Origin of the sequence: Mycobacterium sp., assembly GCF_047975165.1 — a bacterium.
Taxonomy (GTDB): Bacteria; Actinomycetota; Actinomycetes; order Mycobacteriales; family Mycobacteriaceae; genus Mycobacterium.
Window position 1 is genome coordinate 1 of sequence record NZ_JBKECZ010000086.1, and the last position, 18653, is coordinate 18653.

Below are 18653 nucleotides of genomic sequence, written 5' to 3' on the forward strand. Positions count from 1 at the left end.
ACCCAGATCTCCGACGAGGTCCGCTACAAGTACCGCTACCTCGACCTGCGCCGCGCGGAGTCGGCGGGTGCGATCCGTCTGCGGAGCGACGTGAACCGCGTCGCCCGATCGGTGCTGCACGACGAGGGCTTCGTCGAGGTGGAGACCCCGACGCTCACCCGGAGCACCCCGGAGGGCGCGCGGGACTTCGTCGTCCCCGCCCGGCTCAAGCCCGGCTCGTGGTACGCCCTGCCGCAGAGCCCGCAGCTCTTCAAGCAGCTCCTGATGGTCGGCGGTCTGGAGCGGTACTTCCAGATCGCCCGCTGCTACCGCGACGAGGACTTCCGGGCCGACCGCCAGCCCGAGTTCACCCAGCTCGACATGGAGCTCAGCTTCGTCGACGTCGAGGACGTGATCGCGATCTCCGAGGAGATCCTGTCCTCGTTGTGGGCGCTGATCGGCTACCGGATCCCGACACCGATCCCGCGGATGAGCTACGCCGACGCGATGCGCCGGTTCGGCTCCGACAAGCCCGACCTGCGGTTCGGGCTCGAACTCGTCGAGTGCGCCGAATTCTTCTCCGACACCCCGTTCCGGGTGTTCCAGGCGCCCTACGTCGGGGCGGTGGTGATGCCCGGCGGGGCCTCCCAGCCGCGGCGAACCCTGGACGGCTGGCAGGACTGGGCCAAACAGCGTGGACATCGCGGCCTGGCCTATGTGCTGGTCGGCGACGACGGCACGCTGGGCGGCCCGGTCGCCAAGAATCTCTCCGACGCCGAACGCGATGGCCTGGCCGCCCATGTCGGTGCCGCCCCGGGGGACTGCATCTTCTTCTCGGCCGGCCCGGTGAAGGCGTCCCGGTCGCTGTTGGGTGCGGCTCGGATCGAGGTCGCCCACCGGTTGGGGCTGATCGATCAGGATGCCTGGGCGTTCGTCTGGGTGGTCGACCCGCCGCTGTTCGAACCCGCCGAAGAGGCCGCTGCCTCCGGTGACGTCGCCGTCGGGTCGGGGGCCTGGACGGCCGTGCACCACGCGTTCACCGCGCCCAAACGCGAACACCAGGGGGGCATCGAGTCCGATCCCGCAAGCGTGCTGGCCGACGCCTACGACATCGTCTGCAATGGCAACGAGATCGGCGGCGGCTCGATCCGTATCCACCGTCGCGACGTCCAGGAACGGGTGTTCGCGGTGATGGGAATCGATCATGCCGAGGCAACGGAGAAGTTCGGGTTCCTGTTGGAGGCCTTCACCTTCGGGGCGCCTCCGCACGGAGGGATCGCATTCGGATGGGACCGGATCAACGCGCTGCTGTCCGGTGTCGAATCCATCCGCGAGGTCATCGCGTTCCCCAAGACCGGTGGCGGCGTCGACCCGCTGACCGATGCGCCCGCACCCATCACCGCCCGGCAACGCAAGGAATCGGGAATCGACGCCCAGCCCGGACCGACCGAGGGGCCCCCGCCGTGCGAGAGCCGCTGAATTCGGCCATGGCGGCTGTTCGACGACTACGCACCGTGCTGTGGCCGGTCGCGCAGACGTCGGTCGCCGCCGGTCTGGCCTGGTACATCACCCACGATGTGCTGGCGCACCGGCTGCCGTTCTTCGCGCCGGTCTCGGCGGTGGTGTGCATGTCGGCCACCAATGTGCTGCGGGCCAGGCGTGCCATTCAGATGATCGTCGGCGTCACCCTGGGGATCGTCATCGGCGGTGGACTTCAGACGGTTTTGGGTTCGGGACCGGCCGCCATGGCCGTGGTGGTCTTCGTCGCGCTCGTGATGGCGGTGCTGCTGGGCTACGGCGTGATGGGGCAGGGGCTGGTGTTCGCGAATCAGACCGCGGTCTCGGCCGTCCTGGTCGTGGTCTTCACCCGCCATGGCGTGGTGGTATTCGAGCGGCTTTTCGATTCCCTGGTCGGAGGCTGCCTGGCCATGGTGTTCTCCCTGCTGCTCTTCCCGGCCGATCCCGAGCGGCTGTTGAGCCAGGCGCGCGCCAGTGTGTTGAAGGCCGTCCACGACACCCTCGGGCAGACCGCGGCGGTATTGAACGGCAGCGGTGCTTCCGACCCGCTGTGGCAGCAGTCCATTTTCGAGCGGCTGCACGGGCAGGTCGGACAGCTGATCGAAGCCCGGGCCACCGCCGACCTGGTCGTGCGGACGGCGCCCCGCCGATGGGCGTCACGAAGCACGATTCGCGAGATCGACACCCAATGCGCCCGGCTGGGGTTGTTCGTCGATTCCGTTCTACATCTGGCGCGCACGGTCAATCGTCCGCTTGAACCGGCGGTCATGTCGGTCATCGACGCGGTGCTGGCAGCGCTGATGGCGGGAACGGGGCTGGCCGACTCCGATCCGGCGGACGCCGCGGCACACGTCGCCGAGGCAAGCCGCCGGGCAGCGGAATTGGCCGCGGGCGCCCGCGACAGCGTCGACGTGGTGGTCGCCGATGTGGTGGTGCGCTGTGCGGCGGATCTGCAGGCCGTGGTGGACCGCGCGGTGTGCTGAGGGAGCGGGGTGAGGTGCTCTAGGCTGGCCGCTACCGGGTGGCGCGTCCGGCCGCGGTCGACGACGGAGGGTGCTGTTGCAGGCTGACCAGTGGTCCGGCGTCTTCGAGCCCGTGGAGTCGCGGCGCTACCGGGTGACGCACCGCACCGAATACCGGTATTCCGACGTGGTGACCGGCTCGTACGGGCGCGGGTTCCTCACGCCGCGGGATTCGTTGCGTCAGCGCTGTATCGCTCACCGGCTGGTCATCGACCCGGCCCCGGCCGACAGTTCCACCAGCCGGGACAGCTACGACAACATCAGCTCCTACTTCCACGTCACCGAGCTGCACCGCACGCTGACGATCACCAGCGACAGCATCGTCGACGTCGCCCCGCCGTTTTCGCAGCTCTACAGCAGCGGCCCGGCGCTGCAACCGTGGGAGGACGCCCGGCCCGGTGATCTTCGGGGCGCTTTGGCGACCGACTTCACCTTTGACCTCACCCCGCCGGAAATCAGCGATGGGGTGCGCGAATACGCCGCACCCAGCTTTTCGCCGGGGCGCCCGCTGGTGGAGGTGCTGCGCGACCTGGCAACACGGATCTTCAACGACTTCAGCTACCGGTCCGGGTCGACGACCGTCTCCACCCGGGTCGAGGACGTGCTGCGTGCCCGGGAGGGAGTGTGTCAGGACTTCGCCCGGCTGGCGATCGCCTGCCTGCGGGCCAACGGGCTGGCGGCCTGCTACGTGTCGGGCTACCTGGCGACGGACCCGCCGCCGGGGAAGGAACGAATGATCGGTTCGGACGCCACCCATGCCTGGGCATCGGTGTGGACTCCGCAACAGGCCGGGCATTTCGAATGGCTCGGGCTCGACCCGACCAACGACCAGTTGGTCGATGAGCGGTACATCGTCGTCGGGCGCGGCCGCGACTACGCCGACGTCCCACCCCTGCGCGGCGTCATCTACACCAGCTCCGCGCACAGCGAGATCGACGTCGGTGTCGACGTGGTCCTGTTCGAGGGCGATGCGCTGCCCGGGTGATCCTGCGGGGTGCGCGCAGCCCGGGTGCGGGCCGGGGGCCAGGTCACGACGGCTAGGCCGGCAGGGTGCGGAACTCGTCGGGCCCGCCCCACAGCGGCTGGATCCCGCCCGGGAGCGCCAAATGTGTCGCGGCGATCGTGTCGGCCAGTTCCCGCAGTGCGCCATGCGTCTCGCCGAGCAATTCGGCCAGGACGTCTCGGCGTCCGTTGGTGATCAGTTCCAGCTCGGCGGGAGCAGAGCGGCGCAGGGAGGTGCCGGCCTCGTCGATCATGCGCTCGGGACGTGAGGACCCCGACGAACCGGGCAGATCTTTGAGGTTGGACCGTAGCTGGTCCAGCTGATAGACCAGGGATCGTGGGTTCTGCGTGTCGAACAGCATCAACTCGGTCACCGCCGTGATGCTGACCGCTCCCAGGTTGCGGCGCCGGTAGGTGACCGAGGATTCGCAGGCCTCCAGCGTCGCCTCGACGATGGCCCGTTCGGCTGCGCTGCCGCGTACCGGCACCAGGGTGTCGGCCAGCAACGCCGACAGCCAGAGTCCGCGTTCGATGCGCTTGCCGATGTTCATCATCGTCCAGCCCACATCCCGCACCATCGACTCGCCGGCCACCCCGGACAGCGTCAGCATCCCGGCTAGGGTTTGCGACTGGGCCGTCGCGAGCAGGCCGTCCGCCTCTGCCAGTGACTGCGGCGGCTCGGATTGCAGCCCTACGGCTCGCTCGACGCCGGCCAGCACCATCCAGGTGTCGTTGGACAACTGGTCGCGCACCGCGCGGGCCGCCAGGGCGAGTCCGGCCACCGACTCGATCAGCGATCCCGGCCGGTGCGGATCCGCCGTCATCGACCACAGCGTCGACGGGGTCACCGCGATCGTCTCCGCGTGGTCGCCGGTGCCCGTTTCGGTACCGGTTATCCGTCCCAACGCCGAGATCAGGGCGGGAATGCACTCGCTTTCCGCACTGTCCTGCTGGTGCCGGAACGCGTGGTAGCGCTGCCGGGCGAGGATCAGCAACCGGGCCGTGTTCTCGGCGCGCTCGCCGTAGCGCCCCATCCAGAACAGGTCGGACAGCACCCGGGGCGAGCTGACGCCCCAGGTTCCCGTCCCGGTCTTGATGGGCAGCTCGGTCACCTGCGGGGCCGACGGCGTCGAAATCGTCTCGGTGATCGTCCGGTCCGTCGGGCGCACCCAGACATCATTGGCGGCAACGGTGTTCAGCGTGTAGGCGGCGGGGCCCGGGGCCAAGACATAGCCGAGGCCGCCGACCATCGGGGCATAACCGCCGCGCTGCGCGACGGTGAACAACCGCATTCCGACCGCGGCCGCGGACAGCACGCCGGTGTGCCCGGTGGGGGCGGATGAGAAAACCGGCAGGTCCTGGCCCACCCACCGCCAGGGCTCAGCGGTGATACGAGCGCCGAGTTCGGCGAGTTCGGAAGATGAAAGAGTCGGCCCGACAATGGTTTTCCCGCCGTCTACCGGCTTGATCAACAGCGACGACAGGTTCGCCGACAGGTGAGAGCGCTCGGCCGCGATGCCGCCCCAGTAGCTCGACGGGCTGTGCAGCAGCAGATCCTCATCGAGCAGGTGGCGGGCCAATGTGGGCAGAAAGTGTTGCAGCCCAGGGCTTTCCAGGATCCCACTGCCCAAGGTGTTGACCACGCTCACCGTGCCCCGATGCAGCGCCTCCACCAGGCCCACCACGCCGAGTCGCGAGTCGCCGCGCAGATCCAGCGGGTCCGCGTAGTGCGCGTCTATCCGGCGCAGCACGACGTCGACACGTTTGAGGGTGCCCAGCGAGCGCATCCACAACGAGCCCTCGCGCACCACCAGATCCGCACTCTCGACCAGGGGAAAGCCCAGCAGGGTGGCCAGGTACGCCTGGTCGAACGCGGTCTCGGAATAGATGCCGGGGCTCAGCAGCACCACCACCGGATCCTGGGCGGCATCGGGCGCGGCGTCGATCAGGCTCAGCCGCAGCGCCTGGGCGAACGGGGTGGTGGATCTCGGCACGATCCCTTCGTAGAGATCGGGTATCGCGTTGGTCAGCACCCGCCGATCGGCCAGGGCGTAGCCGGCCCCCGAGGGGGCCTGCGTCCAGTCGGCGTTGACCTGGAAGCGGCCGTCGGGTGAGCGGCTGACGTCGCATCCGTGCATGAACAGCTGGTGCCGTCCGGGCACCTTGATGTCCTTGTCGACCCGGACGTAGCCGGGGTGGGCGAACACCAGTGTGGCGGGCAGCAGTCCCTCGGTGAGCAGGGTCTGGGGTCCGTAGAGGTCGGCGAGCACGGCGTCGAGCAGCCGCGACCGCTGTACCAGTCCGGCCTCGAGTGCTTGCCAATCGGGGGAGGAGACCACCAGTGGCAGGGTGTCCAGGTGCCACGGTGCCGGTTCCCGGCCGTGGCCCGCGGATGCGCCACCGGCAGCCCGCTCGGAGACTCCGGCGTAGGTGATGCCGTCATTGTCGACGAGGCTGCCCACCACCGAGCGCAGCCGGTCCAGCCCGATCCTGCCGCGTTCGGTGATCGCATCCACCAACTCGCCCCAGCCGGGCCGCACATTGCCTTGCGCGTCGATGAACTCGTCGTATCCGCCGCCGGCGTCGCCAGGCGAGCCGGGGTCGAAGAATGCCTGCTGGCTGCGGGCGGTGCGATACCCGGCCAGCAGCTGGTCGGCATCGTAGTGGCTGACCGGCTGGGCGGGCCCGGGCGTCACCGAGGTGCTGCTCATGGCGCCCGCCCGCTCAGCGCGGACTGCCGCCCGCAGCGGGCCGTTTCCGGTGTGTGCTGCGGGCGGCAGTCATGCCGATGGCGATCGCGGGTCAGCCGTACTGCGGGCCGGGGTAAGGCCCCGGTGACGCACCGGACAGTTCCAGCGGCGCGACCGGACCGCCGGTCAGCTTCCGGTAGGTGTACACCTGGATCAGGTACGCGACCGGTACGGCGGCCACCAGCCCGATGCCGCACGCCAGCTGCCCGACGAACATCACCGCCCCCTGAGCGATCCAGGCCAGCAGGGCGGGTCCGAGGTTGGCCCGGACTGTGGCAATACTGGCCTTGACGGCGTTCACGGGCGAGAGTCCCCGGTCGATGGCGAATTGGATTGCGAAATACGCCAGGAACGCGAAGATCAGGCCGGGGATGACGCACAGCGCGCTGCCGATCGCCACGCCGACCAACACCAGCAGTCCGGCGAGGATAGCCGGGCCCAAATTGCGTGGTTTGAGGAAGCTGCCGATCGTGACCGGTCTGCCGTCGGCGATGTCGAGGCTCCCCGAGATGAAGCTGGCCTGCATGTAGATGCCGATCACGGCCAGGAAGAGGCCGACGAGGAGAGAGAGGATGAGGCCGCCGGCGCCGAGCTCGATGCCCGCGCCGGTTGACTCGAATGTTGTGCTGCCGGTCTCGGGATCGAAGGTGTAGGTGCTGCTGCCCGTCGTAGTGGCCGAGCCCATGAGCCACGCGTACATGATGCCGGTGGGGACGCCGATACCGATGAGGAATATCAGGGCGGGCACGGTCATCGCCGCGAGGTTCTTGGTGAACTTGCCCCATGACCAGCTGAAGGCATCACCGATGCTGAAGGGGGAGCCGGCACCGGGGCCGCCACCGTAGCCGGGCAGCGGCGGGTATCCGGCGGGCGGCACGCCCGGCGGACCGTAGCCGGGAGGGGGGTAGCCGCCGGGCTGACCGGGCCGCTGCCCGTAGTCCGGCGGCGGGGGCGCGCCGTAGCCCGGAGGTGGTCCCGGCGGGGGCGGCGGCGGGGGCGCGCCGTAGCCCGGAGGTGGTCCCGGCGGGGGCGGGGGCGGCGGGGGTGGCGGTGCGCTGTGACGTGGCTGAGGCGGTTCACCCAGCGGGCCGGCCGGGCTTCCTGGGTATTCCGGTGGTTGGCTCATTTCGATTTCCTGGTTGCCTCTCGTGTTCGTAGCTGCTTTGGCGGTCACCCGGGTGGATCGCGGCTCGATAAACCGGAACTTAGCAAATCGGCGCCGACCTCGCGCGCTTGCCGACAATCCGCCGTACATCGATCAGGCCTTGCCCCGGTTGCCCTCATGCTATCGGGGCATCGGGTGCACCGTGGTATGCCTGATGGCGTGTCCGACGGCCTGTTCGCTGCCCCCGGTGCGCGCGGATCCGACGATCCGGGCGTTCCGGGCACGGCCGGCCCCGGTGCGCCCCTGGCGGTACGGATGCGCCCGGCATCGCTGGACGAGGTCGTCGGACAGGGACATCTGCTGGCGGCCGGGTCCCCGCTGCGGCGCCTGGTCGAGGGGTCCGGTGTTGCCTCGGCGATCCTGTACGGCCCGCCGGGCAGCGGCAAGACGACCCTGGCGGCGTTGATCTCGGGGGCGACCGGGCGCCGTTTCGAGGCGCTGTCGGCGCTGTCTGCCGGTGTCAAAGAGGTGCGGGCCGTGATCGAGAAAGCACGTTGGGGCGTGCTCGCCGGCGAGCAGACGGTGCTGTTCATCGACGAGGTGCACCGATTCTCCAAGACCCAGCAGGACGCGCTGCTGGCCGCGGTGGAGAACCGGGTGGTGCTGCTGGTGGCGGCGACCACCGAGAACCCGTCGTTCTCGGTGGTGGCGCCGCTGTTGTCGCGATCGCTGATCCTGCAGCTGCATCCGCTGACCGCCGACGACGTCGGGCTGCTGGTGCGGCGCGCGGTCGCCGACCCGCGCGGACTGGGCGGGCGCGTCGAGGTGGCGCCCGCGGCCGTCGACCTGCTGGCACAACTGGCGGCGGGCGACGCCCGCCGGGCCCTGACCGCACTCGAGGTGGCCGCCGAAGCTGCGGAAGCCACCGGCGGGCGGGTTACCGCCGAAACCGTCGAGCAGTCGCTGGACAGGGCAGCGGTGCGCTACGACCGTGACGGTGATCAGCACTACGACGTCGTCAGCGCATTCATCAAGTCGGTGCGCGGATCCGACGTGGACGCGGCGCTGCACTATCTGGCCCGCATGCTTCTCGCCGGCGAGGATCCGCGCTTCATCGCGCGCCGTTTGATGATTCTGGCCAGCGAGGACATCGGGATGGCGGACCCGACCGCGCTGCCGCTGGCGGTTGCCGCGGCGCAGACGGTGGCGCTGATCGGAATGCCCGAGGCGCAGCTGACGCTGGCGCATGCCACCGTGCATCTGGCGGCCGCGCCGAAGTCCAATGCCGTCACCGCGGCATTGGGGGCGGCGATGAGCGATATCCAGGCAGGTAGGGCGGGGATGGTGCCGGCGCACTTGCGCGACGGGCACTATTCGGGTGCGGCCGCGCTGGGCAATGCGCAGGGCTACCGCTATTCGCACGACAGCCCCGATGGTGTGGTGGCGCAGCAATATCCACCCGATGAGCTGGTCGGCGTGAACTACTACCGGCCGTCCACGCGGGGCCGCGAACGTGAGGTCCGGGGTCTGCTGGACCGCTTGCGCTCGATCGTCCGCGGGTAGCATCGTCACCGAGCGTGCAGTCGGTGAGAAAACGGTTGCGGATTTTCGCAGTGGCGACACGCCCGCCACACAGCTGCGACCCGTATGCGAGGCTGAACGGGCCGAAAGACGAGTTGGCAAGCCCGTCTCCCGAAGCCTTGAGGAAGCGCCAGTGCAGACACACGAGATCAGGAAGCGGTTCCTCGATCACTTCGTGAAAGCCGGCCACACCGAGGTGCCGAGCGCATCGGTGATCCTCGACGACCCCAACCTGCTGTTCGTCAACGCCGGGATGGTCCAGTTCGTACCGTTCTTCCTGGGCCAGCGCACACCGCCCTACGCCGCAGCCACCAGCATCCAGAAGTGCATCCGCACCCCCGACATCGACGAAGTCGGCATCACTACCCGCCACAACACCTTCTTCCAGATGGCCGGCAACTTCAGCTTCGGCGACTACTTCAAGCGCGGTGCGATCGAGCTGGCGTGGTCGCTGCTGACCAGCCCGGTCGCCGACGGCGGATACGGCCTGGATCCGGACAAGTTGTGGGCCACGGTCTACCTCGATGACGACGAGGCCGCCGGACTGTGGCAGGACATCGCCGGCCTGCCGGCCGAGCGCATCCAGCGCCGCGGAATGGCCGACAACTACTGGTCCATGGGCATCCCCGGGCCGTGCGGGCCGTCCTCGGAGATCTACTACGACCGCGGGCCGGACTTCGGCGTCGACGGCGGACCCATCGCCAACGAGGACCGCTATCTCGAGGTGTGGAACCTGGTGTTCATGCAGAACGAGCGCGGCGAGGGAACCTCGAAGGAGGACTTCGCCATCCTCGGTCCGTTGCCGCGCAAGAACATCGACACCGGCATGGGCGTGGAGCGCATCGCGCTGGTGCTGCAGAACGTGCACAACGTCTACGAAACCGACCTGCTGCGCCCGGTGATCGATCTGGTGGCCGGCCGCGCGCCACGCCGCTATGACGCCGGCAATCACGCCGACGATGTCCGCTACCGCATCATCGCCGACCACAGCCGCACCGCGGCGATCCTGATCGGCGACGGCGTCAGCCCGGGCAACGACGGCCGGGGCTACGTGTTGCGGCGGCTGCTGCGCCGGGTGATCCGGTCGGCCAAGCTGCTCGGTATCGACGATCCGCTGCTGGGCGATCTGATGGCCGCGGTGCGGGACGCCATGGGCCCGTCCTACCCCGAGCTGGTGAGCGACTTCGACCGGATCAACCGCATCGCGGTAGCCGAGGAGACGGCGTTCAACCGGACTTTGGCGTCGGGTTCCAAACTGTTCGAGGATGTTGCGGGGTCGACTAAATCTGCCGGCGCCACCGTGGTTTCCGGCTCGGATGCGTTCACCCTGCACGACACCTACGGCTTCCCGATCGAGCTCACCCTGGAGATGGCCGCTGAAGCCGGGCTGACCGTCGACGAGGCCGGCTTCGGGGAGCTGATGGCCGAGCAGCGCCGGCGCGCCAAAGCCGACGCGGCCGCGCGCAAACACGCCCACGCCGATCTGACCGCGTACCGCGACCTCGTCGACGCCGGCCCGACGGTGTTCACCGGATTCGACGAACTGAACTCCGAGGCAAAGGTGCTCGGTATTTTCGTCGACGGCCGACGGGTTCCGGTGGTGTCGCACACCGACAGCGCCGGCGCGGACCGGGTCGAACTGATCCTCGACCGCACGCCGCTGTATGCCGAATCCGGCGGCCAGATCGCCGACACCGGAACCATCAGCGGTACCGGGTCGGGCGGCAGCGCCCGGGCCGCGGTCACCGACGTCCAGAAGATAGCGAAAACCCTGCATGCGCACCGGGTCACCGTCGAATCCGGCGAATTCGTCGAGGGTGACACCGTGGTGGCCGCCGTCGACCCGCATTGGCGCCGGGGCGCCGCCCAAGGACACTCCGGCACACACCTGGTGCACGCCGCGCTGAGGCAGGTCCTGGGCCCCAACGCCGTCCAGGCGGGTTCGCTGAACCGCCCGGGGTATCTGCGCTTCGATTTCAACTGGCAGGGCCCGCTGTCCGGCAGCCAGACTTCGCAGATCCAGGAGGTCACCAACGAGGCCGTCGAGGCCGACTTCGAGGTGCACACCTTCCTGGAGCGCCTCGACAAGGCCAAGGCGATGGGTGCGATGGCGTTGTTCGGCGAGGCGTATCCGGACCGGGTGCGGGTGGTCGAAATGGGCGGGCCGTTCTCGCTGGAGTTGTGCGGCGGCACCCATGTGCGCAACACGGCGCAGATCGGTCCGGTGACCATCCTGGGCGAATCCTCGATAGGTTCCGGAGTGCGCCGGGTGGAGGCCTATGTGGGCCTGGAATCCTTCCGGTACCTGGCCAGGGAGCGGGCGCTGATGGCCGGGCTGGCCTCATCGCTGAAGGTGCCCTCCGAGGAGGTGCCGGCCCGGGTGAGCAATCTGGTGGAGCGACTCAAGGCGGCCGAGAAGGAACTGGAGCGGGCCCGGCTGGCCACGGCACGCGGGGCCGCGATCACTGCCGCCGCGGGTGCTGAGCGCATCGGTAACGTACGGGCGGTGGTGCAGCGCATGTCGGCGGGGATGACGGCGGCCGATCTGCGTACGTTGGTCGCCGACATCGGCGGCAAGCTGGGCGGCGAGCCGGCGGTGGTGGCGCTGATAGCGGAGGGAGAGAACCGGACCGTGCCCTATGCGGTGATGGCCAATTCTGCGGCCCAGGACATCGGTATCCGCGCCGACGACCTGGTCCGCGAACTAGCGGCGGCCGTGGACGGGCGCGGCGGCGGCAAGGCGGATCTGGCGCAGGGGTCGGGCAGGAACGCCGGCGGTATCGATGCCGCTCTGGCGGCCGCGCGGTCGGCGATCGCGACCTCAGGATGTGCGGGTTGATGGTTGCTTCGCAGCGGCGTCAGCCGGATCGTCCCGGGGACTGTGACCCGGGGCCCGGCCGGCGCCTCGGTATCGACGTGGGCGCGGTGCGTATCGGGGTGGCGGTCAGCGATCCCGAAGGCATCCTCGCCACCCCGGTGGAGACCGTGCGCCGCGAACGCTCCGGCCGACACCTGCGCCGACTTGTCGCACTGGCGGCCGAGCTGACGGCTGTCGAGGTGATCGTCGGGTTGCCGCGGACGCTGGCCGACCGGATCGGCGCGTCGGCGCAGGATGCGATCGGGGTTGCCGACGAGTTGGCGGCGATGCTGGCGGGCCGGACCCCGCCGGTCCCGGTGCGGCTTGCCGATGAGAGGCTGACCACCGTCTGCGCGCAGCGTTCGCTGCGCGAGGCGGGTATACCGGCGCGGCGGCAGCGCGGTGTGATCGATCAGGCCGCCGCGGTGGCGATTCTGCAGGGCTGGCTGGACCTGCGCCGCAAGGTCATGACTGAACAGGTGGCTGATGGCTGAACACGAACGTGCGAGTGCGAACGGCCGGGCCGCACCGACCGCAGTCGGGGCCGCTTCGCACCGCAAGAAGCCCGAGCGGAGCGACCACGGCGGGCGCAGCAGGCGCGTCGGGGGTGTATTCGTGGCCTGTCTGCTCGCCGTGGTCGTGGTGTCGGCGGTGCTCCTGGGCTCGAAGATGTGGCACCGGGTGTCCGGTCCGACTCCCGACTACACCGGCAGCGGTGAGCGCGACGTCGTCATCCGGGTGCACGACGGCGACTCGACCACCGCGGTCGGGGAGACTCTGCTGGAAAACCGGGTGGTGAGCACCGTGCAGGTGTTCCTCGATGCCGCCTACGGAAACACCGCGATCGCATCCATCCAGCCGGGCTACTACCGGGTCCGCACCGAGATCCCGGCGGCCGACGCGGTGGCACGGTTGACGAATCCGGACAACAGGGTGGGCAAGCTGGTCGTTCCGGAGGGGCGACAGCTCGATGACACCACCGACATCAAGACCGGCAAGGTAACCCCGGGCATCTTTACCCTGATTTCGCAGGCCACCTGTACCGATCTCGATGGCGACGAACACTGTGTTTCGGCGGACGACCTGCGGACGGCGGCCGCCAAGAGCAGCCCGTCGGCGCTGCGGATTCCGGATTGGGCGCTGGAGCCGGTGCGGGGACTGGGCGAGGATCACCGCCGGATCGAGGGCCTGATCGCGCCGGGCACCTTCAACGTGGATCCGGCCGGTTCCTCCGAGACCATCCTGGCGGGCCTGATCACCGACGGTTCCGAGGAATACCAGGACGCCGGGCTGGTCGAACACGCCAAGTCGGCGGACCTGTCGCCCTACGACATTCTGGTGGTGGCGTCGCTGGTGCAGCAGGAGGCCAGCCCGGAGGATTTCGCGAAGGTGGCGCGCGTCATCTACAACCGCCTGGATGAACCCCAGCGGCTGGAGTTCGACTCGACGGTGAACTACCCCCTGGACGAACGGGAAGTGGCCACCACCGACGTCGCCCGGGGCGAGCGCACACCGTGGAACACCTACCAGTCCGACGGCCTGCCGGCCACCGCGATCTGTTCGCCGAGTGTGGATGCGGTGCGCGCGGCCGAGAGCCCAGAACCCGGTGACTGGCTGTACTTCGTCACCATCGATTCCGACGGCACGACGCTGTTCACCAGGGATTACCAAGAGCATCTGGCGAACATCGAATTGGCCAAGGGCAACGGTATTCTCGACAGCTCGCGATGAAGGGCGGACGCGCGTCGCGCGGTGGCGACGCGCGCGGTCGAACAGTTCGGGAAAGGGCTCCCGGGAAGGCCGGCGTCCTGGGTTCGCCGGTTGCCCATTCCCGATCCCCGCAGCTGCACCTGGCCGCCTATCGCGCGCTGGGATTGACCGATTGGACCTACCAGCGCATCGAGTGTGATGCGGCGGCGCTGCCCGGTGTCGTCGCGGGGTTCGGGCCGGAATGGGTCGGTGTGTCGGTGACCATGCCCGGCAAGTTCGCCGCGCTGCGGTTCGCCGGCGAACGCACCGCGCGTGCCGAGCAGATCGGGTCGGCCAACACGCTGGTGCGTACCGCCGACGGGTGGCGGGCCGACAACACCGACATCGACGGCGTGGCCGGAGCATTGGGGCCGGTCTCGGGGCATGCGCTGGTGGCCGGTTCCGGCGGTACCGCACCGGCCGCGGTGGCGGGGCTGGCGCAACTCGGCGTCACCGGGATCACCGTGGTCGCACGTAACCAGGACAGGGCCGCGCGCCTGGTCGACCTGGGCAACCGGATCGGTGTCCCGACGGGTTTCTGCGGGATCGACGAGCCTGGACTGGCCGAGCAGGTGGCCGCGGCTTCGGCGTTGGTGAGCACCATCCCCGCCGACGCCGCAGCCCGCTATACCGACGTTCTTGCCGGCGTCCCGCTGCTGCTGGACGCCATCTACGATCCCTGTCCGACACCGCTGGCGGCCGCGTTGAGCGCCCGCGGAGGCCGGGTGATCAGCGGTTTGCAGATGCTGCTGCATCAGGCGTTCGCGCAGGTGGAGCAGTTCACCGGGCTGGCAGCACCACGCGAGGCGATGACTTGCGCCGTGGCCGAACCGGACTAGTCTTGCCGCGCATGCGGATTGCGGTGACCGGACTGGTGCTGGTTTGGCTGGGGGCGCTCAGCTACTCCGATGTTCGGGTGCGCAGGCTGCCGAACGTGCTGACGCTGCCCGGCGCGGTGCTCATCGTGCTGGGTGCGGGGATGGCGGGGCGGGCAGTGCCCGCGCTGGCCGGGGCGGCCGCACTGACCGCGATATATCTGAGTGTGCATCTGGTGGCGCCGAAGGCAATGGGGGCCGGCGATGTGAAGCTGGCGATCGGCCTCGGCGGCTTGACCGGCAGCTTCGGTGTCGGGGTGTGGTTCCTGGCGGCACTGGCCGCACCGCTGCTGACGGCGGTTGCCGGACTGGGCGCCCGAACCCGCGGTATCGCCACGATCGCGCACGGACCCTCGATGTGTGTGGCCGCCGCCGTGGCATCGGGGTTGGCGCTGCGTTGAATCGGTGCGAACACGGCGATACCGCGGGCGCCGGGGCCGGGCAGGACCGTGGAAAGATGGGACGGGTGTTGCGTTGGATCACCGCCGGAGAGTCGCACGGCCGCGCGCTGGTGGCCGTAGTCGAAGGCATGGTCGCCGGCGTGCGGGTCAGCTCCGCCGACGTCGCCGACGATTTGGCCCGGCGCCGGCTCGGCTACGGGCGCGGTGCCCGGATGAAATTCGAACGCGATGCGGTGACCGTGCTGGCCGGGGTGCGCCACGGCGCCACTCTCGGCGGTCCCATCGCTATCGAGATCGGCAACACCGAATGGCCCAAGTGGGAGACGGTGATGGCCGCCGACCCCGTCGACCCGGCGGAGCTGGAGAACACCGCCCGCAACGAACCGTTGACCCGACCGCGGCCCGGGCATGCCGACTACGCGGGCATGCTCAAGTACGGTTTCGACGACGCCCGCCCGGTGCTGGAGCGTGCCAGCGCCCGCGAAACCGCGGCACGGGTCGCGGCGGGGACGGTGGCGCGGGCGTTCCTGCGCCAGGCCCTGGGCGTCGACGTGCTCTCCCACGTCATCTCCATCGGCGCATCGGCGCCCTACGACGGTCCACCGCCGCGCGCCGAGGACCTGGCGGCCATCGATGCCAGCCCGGTGCGCGCCTTCGGGTCGGCGGCTGAAAGCGCCATGATCGCCGAGATCGAGGCGGCCAAGAAGGAGGGCGATACCCTCGGCGGTGTCGTCGAGGTGGTGGCTTCGGGGCTGCCGATCGGGCTGGGCTCGTTCACCAGTGGCGACAACCGGCTGGACAGCCAGCTCGCCGCCGCGGTGATGGGAATCCAGGCGATCAAAGGGGTGGAGATCGGTGACGGCTTCGAGACCGCTCGCCGCCGGGGTAGTCGCGCTCACGATGAGATGTTCCCGGGGGCGGACGGGGTCGACCGGTCGACCAACCGGGCCGGCGGGCTGGAAGGCGGCATGACCAACGGGCAACCGTTGCGGGTGCGAGCGGCGATGAAGCCGATCTCCACTGTGCCGCGCGCGCTGTCCACCATCGATATGGCCACCGGTGCCGAGGCGGTCGCCATACACCAGCGCTCCGACGTGTGCGCGGTGCCGGCCGCCGGGGTGGTGGCCGAGACGATGGTGGCCCTGGTGCTGGCACGTGCGGTACTGGAGAAGTTCGGCGGCGATTCGTTGCCCGAGACTCGCCGCAACATCGAGGCCTACCGGCGCATCCTCGCCGACCGGGTGGCGCCGGCGGCCCGGGCTGCGGGAAACTAGCGGGGCGGTGATCAGCGACATGGCTCCCAGAGCGGTACTCGTGGGTATGCCGGGTTCGGGCAAGTCGACCATCGGCCGCCGGTTGGCCAAAGCGCTGGGGGTGAGCCTGCTCGACACCGACGCGGCCATAGAGGCGCGAACCGGGCGCAGCATTGCCGACATTTTCGCCAACGACGGCGAGCGGGAGTTCCGCAGGATCGAGGAGGACGTGGTGCGCAGCGCGCTGGCCGAACACGACGGTGTGCTGTCCCTGGGTGGCGGCGCCATCACCAGTCCCGGTGTGCGCGCCGCGTTGGCCGGCCACACCGTGGTCTACCTGGAGATCGGCGCCGCCGAAGGTGTACGGCGTACCGGGGGCAGCACCGTGCGGCCGCTGCTGGCCGGACCGGACCGAGCCGAGAAGTTCCGCGATCTGCTGGCCACACGTGCTCCGCTATTCCGCCGGGTGGCGACCATCCGGGTGGACACCAACCGGCGGCACCCCGGGGCGGTGGTGCGCTACATCGTGTCGCGGTTGCGGTCACCTGCCGAGGCCGCCAAATGACGGGCCGCCGAATGACGGACAGCACCGCGCCGGTCACCGTGCAGGTTGCCGTCGACCCGCCGTACCCCGTGGTGATCGGCGCCGGGCTGCTCGACGAGCTGGAAAGCCTGCTCGGCGACCGGCACAGGGTGGCCGTCCTGCACCAGCCCGCGTTGGGCGAGGTTGCCGAGAAGATTCGAATCAGATTGGCCGGCAGGGGGATTGACGCGCATCGTATTGAAATTCCCGATGCCGAGGCCGGAAAAGACCTGCCGGTGGTCGGTTTCATCTGGGAAGTGCTGGGCCGCATCGGAATCGGCCGCAAGGACGCCCTGGTAAGCCTGGGCGGCGGCGCGGCGACCGACGTTGCGGGGTTCGCGGCGGCCACCTGGTTGCGCGGGGTGGCCATCGTGCACGTGCCCACCTCGCTGCTCGGCATGGTCGACGCCGCCGTCGGCGGCAAGACCGGTATCAACACCGACGCCGGCAAGAACCTGGTCGGCGCATTCCATCAGCCGCTCGCGGTGCTCGCCGACCTGTCCACCCTGAAAACCCTGCCGCACAACGAGGTTGTCGCCGGAATGGCGGAGGTGGTGAAGGCCGGGTTCATCGCCGACCCGGTGATCCTCGACCTCATCGAAGCCGATCCGCAGGCGGCGCTTGCCACCGGCGGCGACGTGCTGGCCGAACTGGTCCACCGGGCGATCGCGGTCAAGGCCGAGGTGGTCGCAGCCGACGAGAAGGAATCCGAGCTGCGTGAAATCCTCAACTACGGACACACTCTGGGTCACGCGATCGAACGCCGCGAGCGATACCAGTGGCGCCACGGTGCCGCGGTGTCGGTAGGGCTGGTATTCGCGGCCGAACTCGCCCGGCTCACCGGGCGACTCGACGACGCCACCGCGCAGCGGCACCGCGAGATCCTGACGTCGTTGGGTCTGCCGGTCTCCTACGATCCCGACGCGTTGCCGCAGCTGATCGAATTCATGGCCGGCGACAAGAAAACCCGTGCCGGCGTTCTGCGGTTCGTCGTCCTGGACGGATTGGCCAAGCCGGGGCGCCTGATCGGACCGGACCCCGGCCTGCTGGTGACCGCCTACGCGGGAGTGTGCGCCCCGTGAGCGGATGCGGCGGCGCCGATTGCGCGGTGGCGCCGAGAACCCCCGCGGTGCGCGGTGAAGGGCAGGAGCGGGACCGATGGCTGTGGTGAACGTGATAAACGGCCCGAACCTGGGCCGGCTGGGCCGGCGAGAACCCGAGGTGTACGGCAGCCTGACGCACGACGAACTGGTTGGCATGGTCGAACGCGAGGCCGCCGCACTCGGTCTGGAAGTCGTTGTGCGGCAAAGTGACGATGAAGCCGAATTATTGGACTGGATTCATCGGGCCGCGGACGCGTCGGAACCGGTGATACTCAATGCCGGCGGTCTGACACACACATCGATCGCGCTGCGCGACGCCTGCGCCGAACTGACCGCTCCGCTGGTCGAGGTGCACATATCCAATGTGTATGCGCGCGAGGAATTCCGGCGCCACTCGTATCTCAGCCCGGTGGCCACCGGGGTGATTGCCGGCCTGGGTGTCGACGGATATCTGCTGGCGTTGCGCTACCTGGCCGGCAGGGTGGCGCGCTAGGCCTTGCCGGTGTCCGGCCCGGCGTCGTCGGTGTCGATGCGAATCACTTCGGTCTTGGCGTCGGTGTCCACCGTCGGGATTGCTTCGGTGGGTGCGTCGCGTTCGATGGTGGCCACCGCGGCGGCCTGCTCCTCGGCCCGGGCGGTGGCGGCCGCAATTTCACCCGTCGGGCCCTCGCCGCTCCGGATGGCCTCGAAGACATCGGTGTCGGCGCGAGCGGACCCGCTTTGCGCGCCTCCGTGACTGTCCACCGGCGGGGCATTCCGGTCGATCAGCCAGCGGCCGATCGCGCTACCGATGACCCCGGAGAGGAAGAGCAGCAGTGCGGTGACCGAAGCGAACGTCGTCAGCTCACTGACCAGCCCGCCGGTGTAGATGTCCT

At 69.4% G+C, this 18653-nt stretch carries 15 protein-coding genes and 1 pseudogene; 13 read left to right on the plus strand and 3 right to left on the minus strand.

Going from position 1 to position 18653, the window contains the following annotated elements; translation table 11 throughout:
• From aspS to ACK5M9_RS08475, 3 genes are all read left to right on the plus strand, one after another.
• Positions 1–1458, plus strand: a 1458-nt coding sequence (aspS, locus tag ACK5M9_RS08465) for an aspartate--tRNA ligase (protein WP_416892726.1), incomplete at its 5' end; no start/stop codon positions are given.
• Positions 1459–1466: 8 nt separating this feature from the next.
• The gene (locus ACK5M9_RS08470) at positions 1467–2480 is read left to right on the plus strand and encodes an FUSC family protein (RefSeq protein WP_416892739.1); all 1014 of its coding nucleotides are present in this window, start codon (positions 1467–1469) and stop codon (positions 2478–2480) included.
• 112 nt (positions 2481–2592) lie between these two features.
• Positions 2593–3504: a transglutaminase family protein gene (locus ACK5M9_RS08475; RefSeq protein ID WP_416892740.1), complete on the plus strand. Its 912-nt coding sequence runs from the start codon at positions 2593–2595 to the stop codon at positions 3502–3504.
• Positions 3505–3556: 52 nt separating this feature from the next.
• Here the strand turns inward: ACK5M9_RS08475 and ACK5M9_RS08480 are convergent, their stop codons facing one another.
• Positions 3557–6232, minus strand: a complete 2676-nt coding sequence (locus ACK5M9_RS08480) for a circularly permuted type 2 ATP-grasp protein (protein ID WP_416892727.1) — start codon at positions 6230–6232, stop codon at positions 3557–3559.
• 91 nt (positions 6233–6323) lie between these two features.
• Positions 6324–7148 carry a hypothetical protein gene (locus ACK5M9_RS08485; protein ID WP_416892728.1) on the minus strand — a complete coding sequence of 275 codons (825 nt, stop codon included), beginning with the start codon at positions 7146–7148 and terminating at the stop codon, positions 6324–6326.
• 435 nt (positions 7149–7583) lie between these two features.
• Between ACK5M9_RS08485 and ACK5M9_RS08490 the strand changes: the two genes are divergently transcribed.
• The 10 genes from ACK5M9_RS08490 (at position 7584) to aroQ (ending at position 18271) form a co-directional block, all read left to right on the plus strand.
• Positions 7584–8939 carry a replication-associated recombination protein A gene (locus ACK5M9_RS08490; RefSeq protein WP_416892729.1) on the plus strand — a complete coding sequence of 452 codons (1356 nt, stop codon included), beginning with the start codon at positions 7584–7586 and terminating at the stop codon, positions 8937–8939.
• A gap of 151 nt (positions 8940–9090) precedes the next feature.
• Entirely contained in the window at positions 9091–11796 is a 2706-nt protein-coding gene (gene alaS, locus ACK5M9_RS08495; protein WP_416892730.1) for an alanine--tRNA ligase, read from the plus strand.
• Complete coding sequence (gene ruvX / locus ACK5M9_RS08500) at positions 11796–12308, plus strand: Holliday junction resolvase RuvX (RefSeq protein WP_416892731.1); 513 nt, start codon at positions 11796–11798, stop codon at positions 12306–12308. The genes alaS and ruvX overlap by 1 nt, the downstream gene beginning before the upstream one ends.
• The gene (locus ACK5M9_RS08505; RefSeq protein ID WP_416892732.1) at positions 12301–13545 is read left to right on the plus strand and encodes an endolytic transglycosylase MltG; all 1245 of its coding nucleotides are present in this window, start codon (positions 12301–12303) and stop codon (positions 13543–13545) included. The genes ruvX and ACK5M9_RS08505 overlap by 8 nt, the downstream gene beginning before the upstream one ends.
• Positions 13542–14402: a shikimate dehydrogenase gene (locus ACK5M9_RS08510; protein ID WP_416892733.1), complete on the plus strand. Its 861-nt coding sequence runs from the start codon at positions 13542–13544 to the stop codon at positions 14400–14402. The genes ACK5M9_RS08505 and ACK5M9_RS08510 overlap by 4 nt, the downstream gene beginning before the upstream one ends.
• 11 nt (positions 14403–14413) lie before the next feature.
• Positions 14414–14839, plus strand: a complete 426-nt coding sequence (locus ACK5M9_RS08515; RefSeq protein ID WP_416892734.1) for an A24 family peptidase — start codon at positions 14414–14416, stop codon at positions 14837–14839.
• A 65-nt stretch (positions 14840–14904) separates the two neighbouring features.
• Positions 14905–16113, plus strand: a complete 1209-nt coding sequence (gene aroC, locus ACK5M9_RS08520; RefSeq protein WP_416892735.1) for a chorismate synthase — start codon at positions 14905–14907, stop codon at positions 16111–16113.
• Between the two features lie 19 nt (positions 16114–16132).
• Positions 16133–16657, plus strand: coding sequence for a shikimate kinase (locus ACK5M9_RS08525; RefSeq protein ID WP_416892736.1), 525 nt, complete (start codon positions 16133–16135; stop codon positions 16655–16657).
• 11 nt (positions 16658–16668) lie between these two features.
• Complete coding sequence (aroB, locus tag ACK5M9_RS08530; RefSeq protein ID WP_416892737.1) at positions 16669–17757, plus strand: 3-dehydroquinate synthase; 1089 nt, start codon at positions 16669–16671, stop codon at positions 17755–17757.
• 76 nt (positions 17758–17833) lie between these two features.
• A complete protein-coding gene (aroQ, locus tag ACK5M9_RS08535; RefSeq protein ID WP_416892738.1) occupies positions 17834–18271 on the plus strand; it encodes a type II 3-dehydroquinate dehydratase in 438 nt (145 codons plus the stop codon).
• Here aroQ and ACK5M9_RS08540 read toward each other — a convergent pair.
• Positions 18268–18653 (minus strand): annotated as a pseudogene (locus ACK5M9_RS08540) (hypothetical protein); the annotation flags it as partial. The gene aroQ and the pseudogene ACK5M9_RS08540 sit on opposite strands and share 4 nt — an antisense overlap.

Excerpts from the sequence above, each read along its gene's own strand:
- ACK5M9_RS08470 (WP_416892739.1), top strand. The coding sequence starts at position 1,467 with ATGGCGGCTGTTCGACGACTACGCACCGTGCTGTGGCCGGTCGCGCAG.
- ACK5M9_RS08480 (WP_416892727.1), bottom strand. The coding sequence starts at position 6,232 with ATGAGCAGCACCTCGGTGACGCCCGGGCCCGCCCAGCCGGTCAGCCAC.
- ACK5M9_RS08490 (WP_416892729.1), top strand. The coding sequence starts at position 7,584 with ATGCCTGATGGCGTGTCCGACGGCCTGTTCGCTGCCCCCGGTGCGCGC.
- ruvX (WP_416892731.1), top strand. The coding sequence starts at position 11,796 with ATGGTTGCTTCGCAGCGGCGTCAGCCGGATCGTCCCGGGGACTGTGAC.
- ACK5M9_RS08505 (WP_416892732.1), top strand. The coding sequence starts at position 12,301 with ATGGCTGAACACGAACGTGCGAGTGCGAACGGCCGGGCCGCACCGACC.
- ACK5M9_RS08510 (WP_416892733.1), top strand. The coding sequence starts at position 13,542 with ATGAAGGGCGGACGCGCGTCGCGCGGTGGCGACGCGCGCGGTCGAACA.
- ACK5M9_RS08515 (WP_416892734.1), top strand. The coding sequence starts at position 14,414 with ATGCGGATTGCGGTGACCGGACTGGTGCTGGTTTGGCTGGGGGCGCTC.
- ACK5M9_RS08525 (WP_416892736.1), top strand. The coding sequence starts at position 16,133 with ATGGCTCCCAGAGCGGTACTCGTGGGTATGCCGGGTTCGGGCAAGTCG.
- aroB (WP_416892737.1), top strand. The coding sequence starts at position 16,669 with ATGACGGACAGCACCGCGCCGGTCACCGTGCAGGTTGCCGTCGACCCG.
- aroQ (WP_416892738.1), top strand. The coding sequence starts at position 17,834 with ATGGCTGTGGTGAACGTGATAAACGGCCCGAACCTGGGCCGGCTGGGC.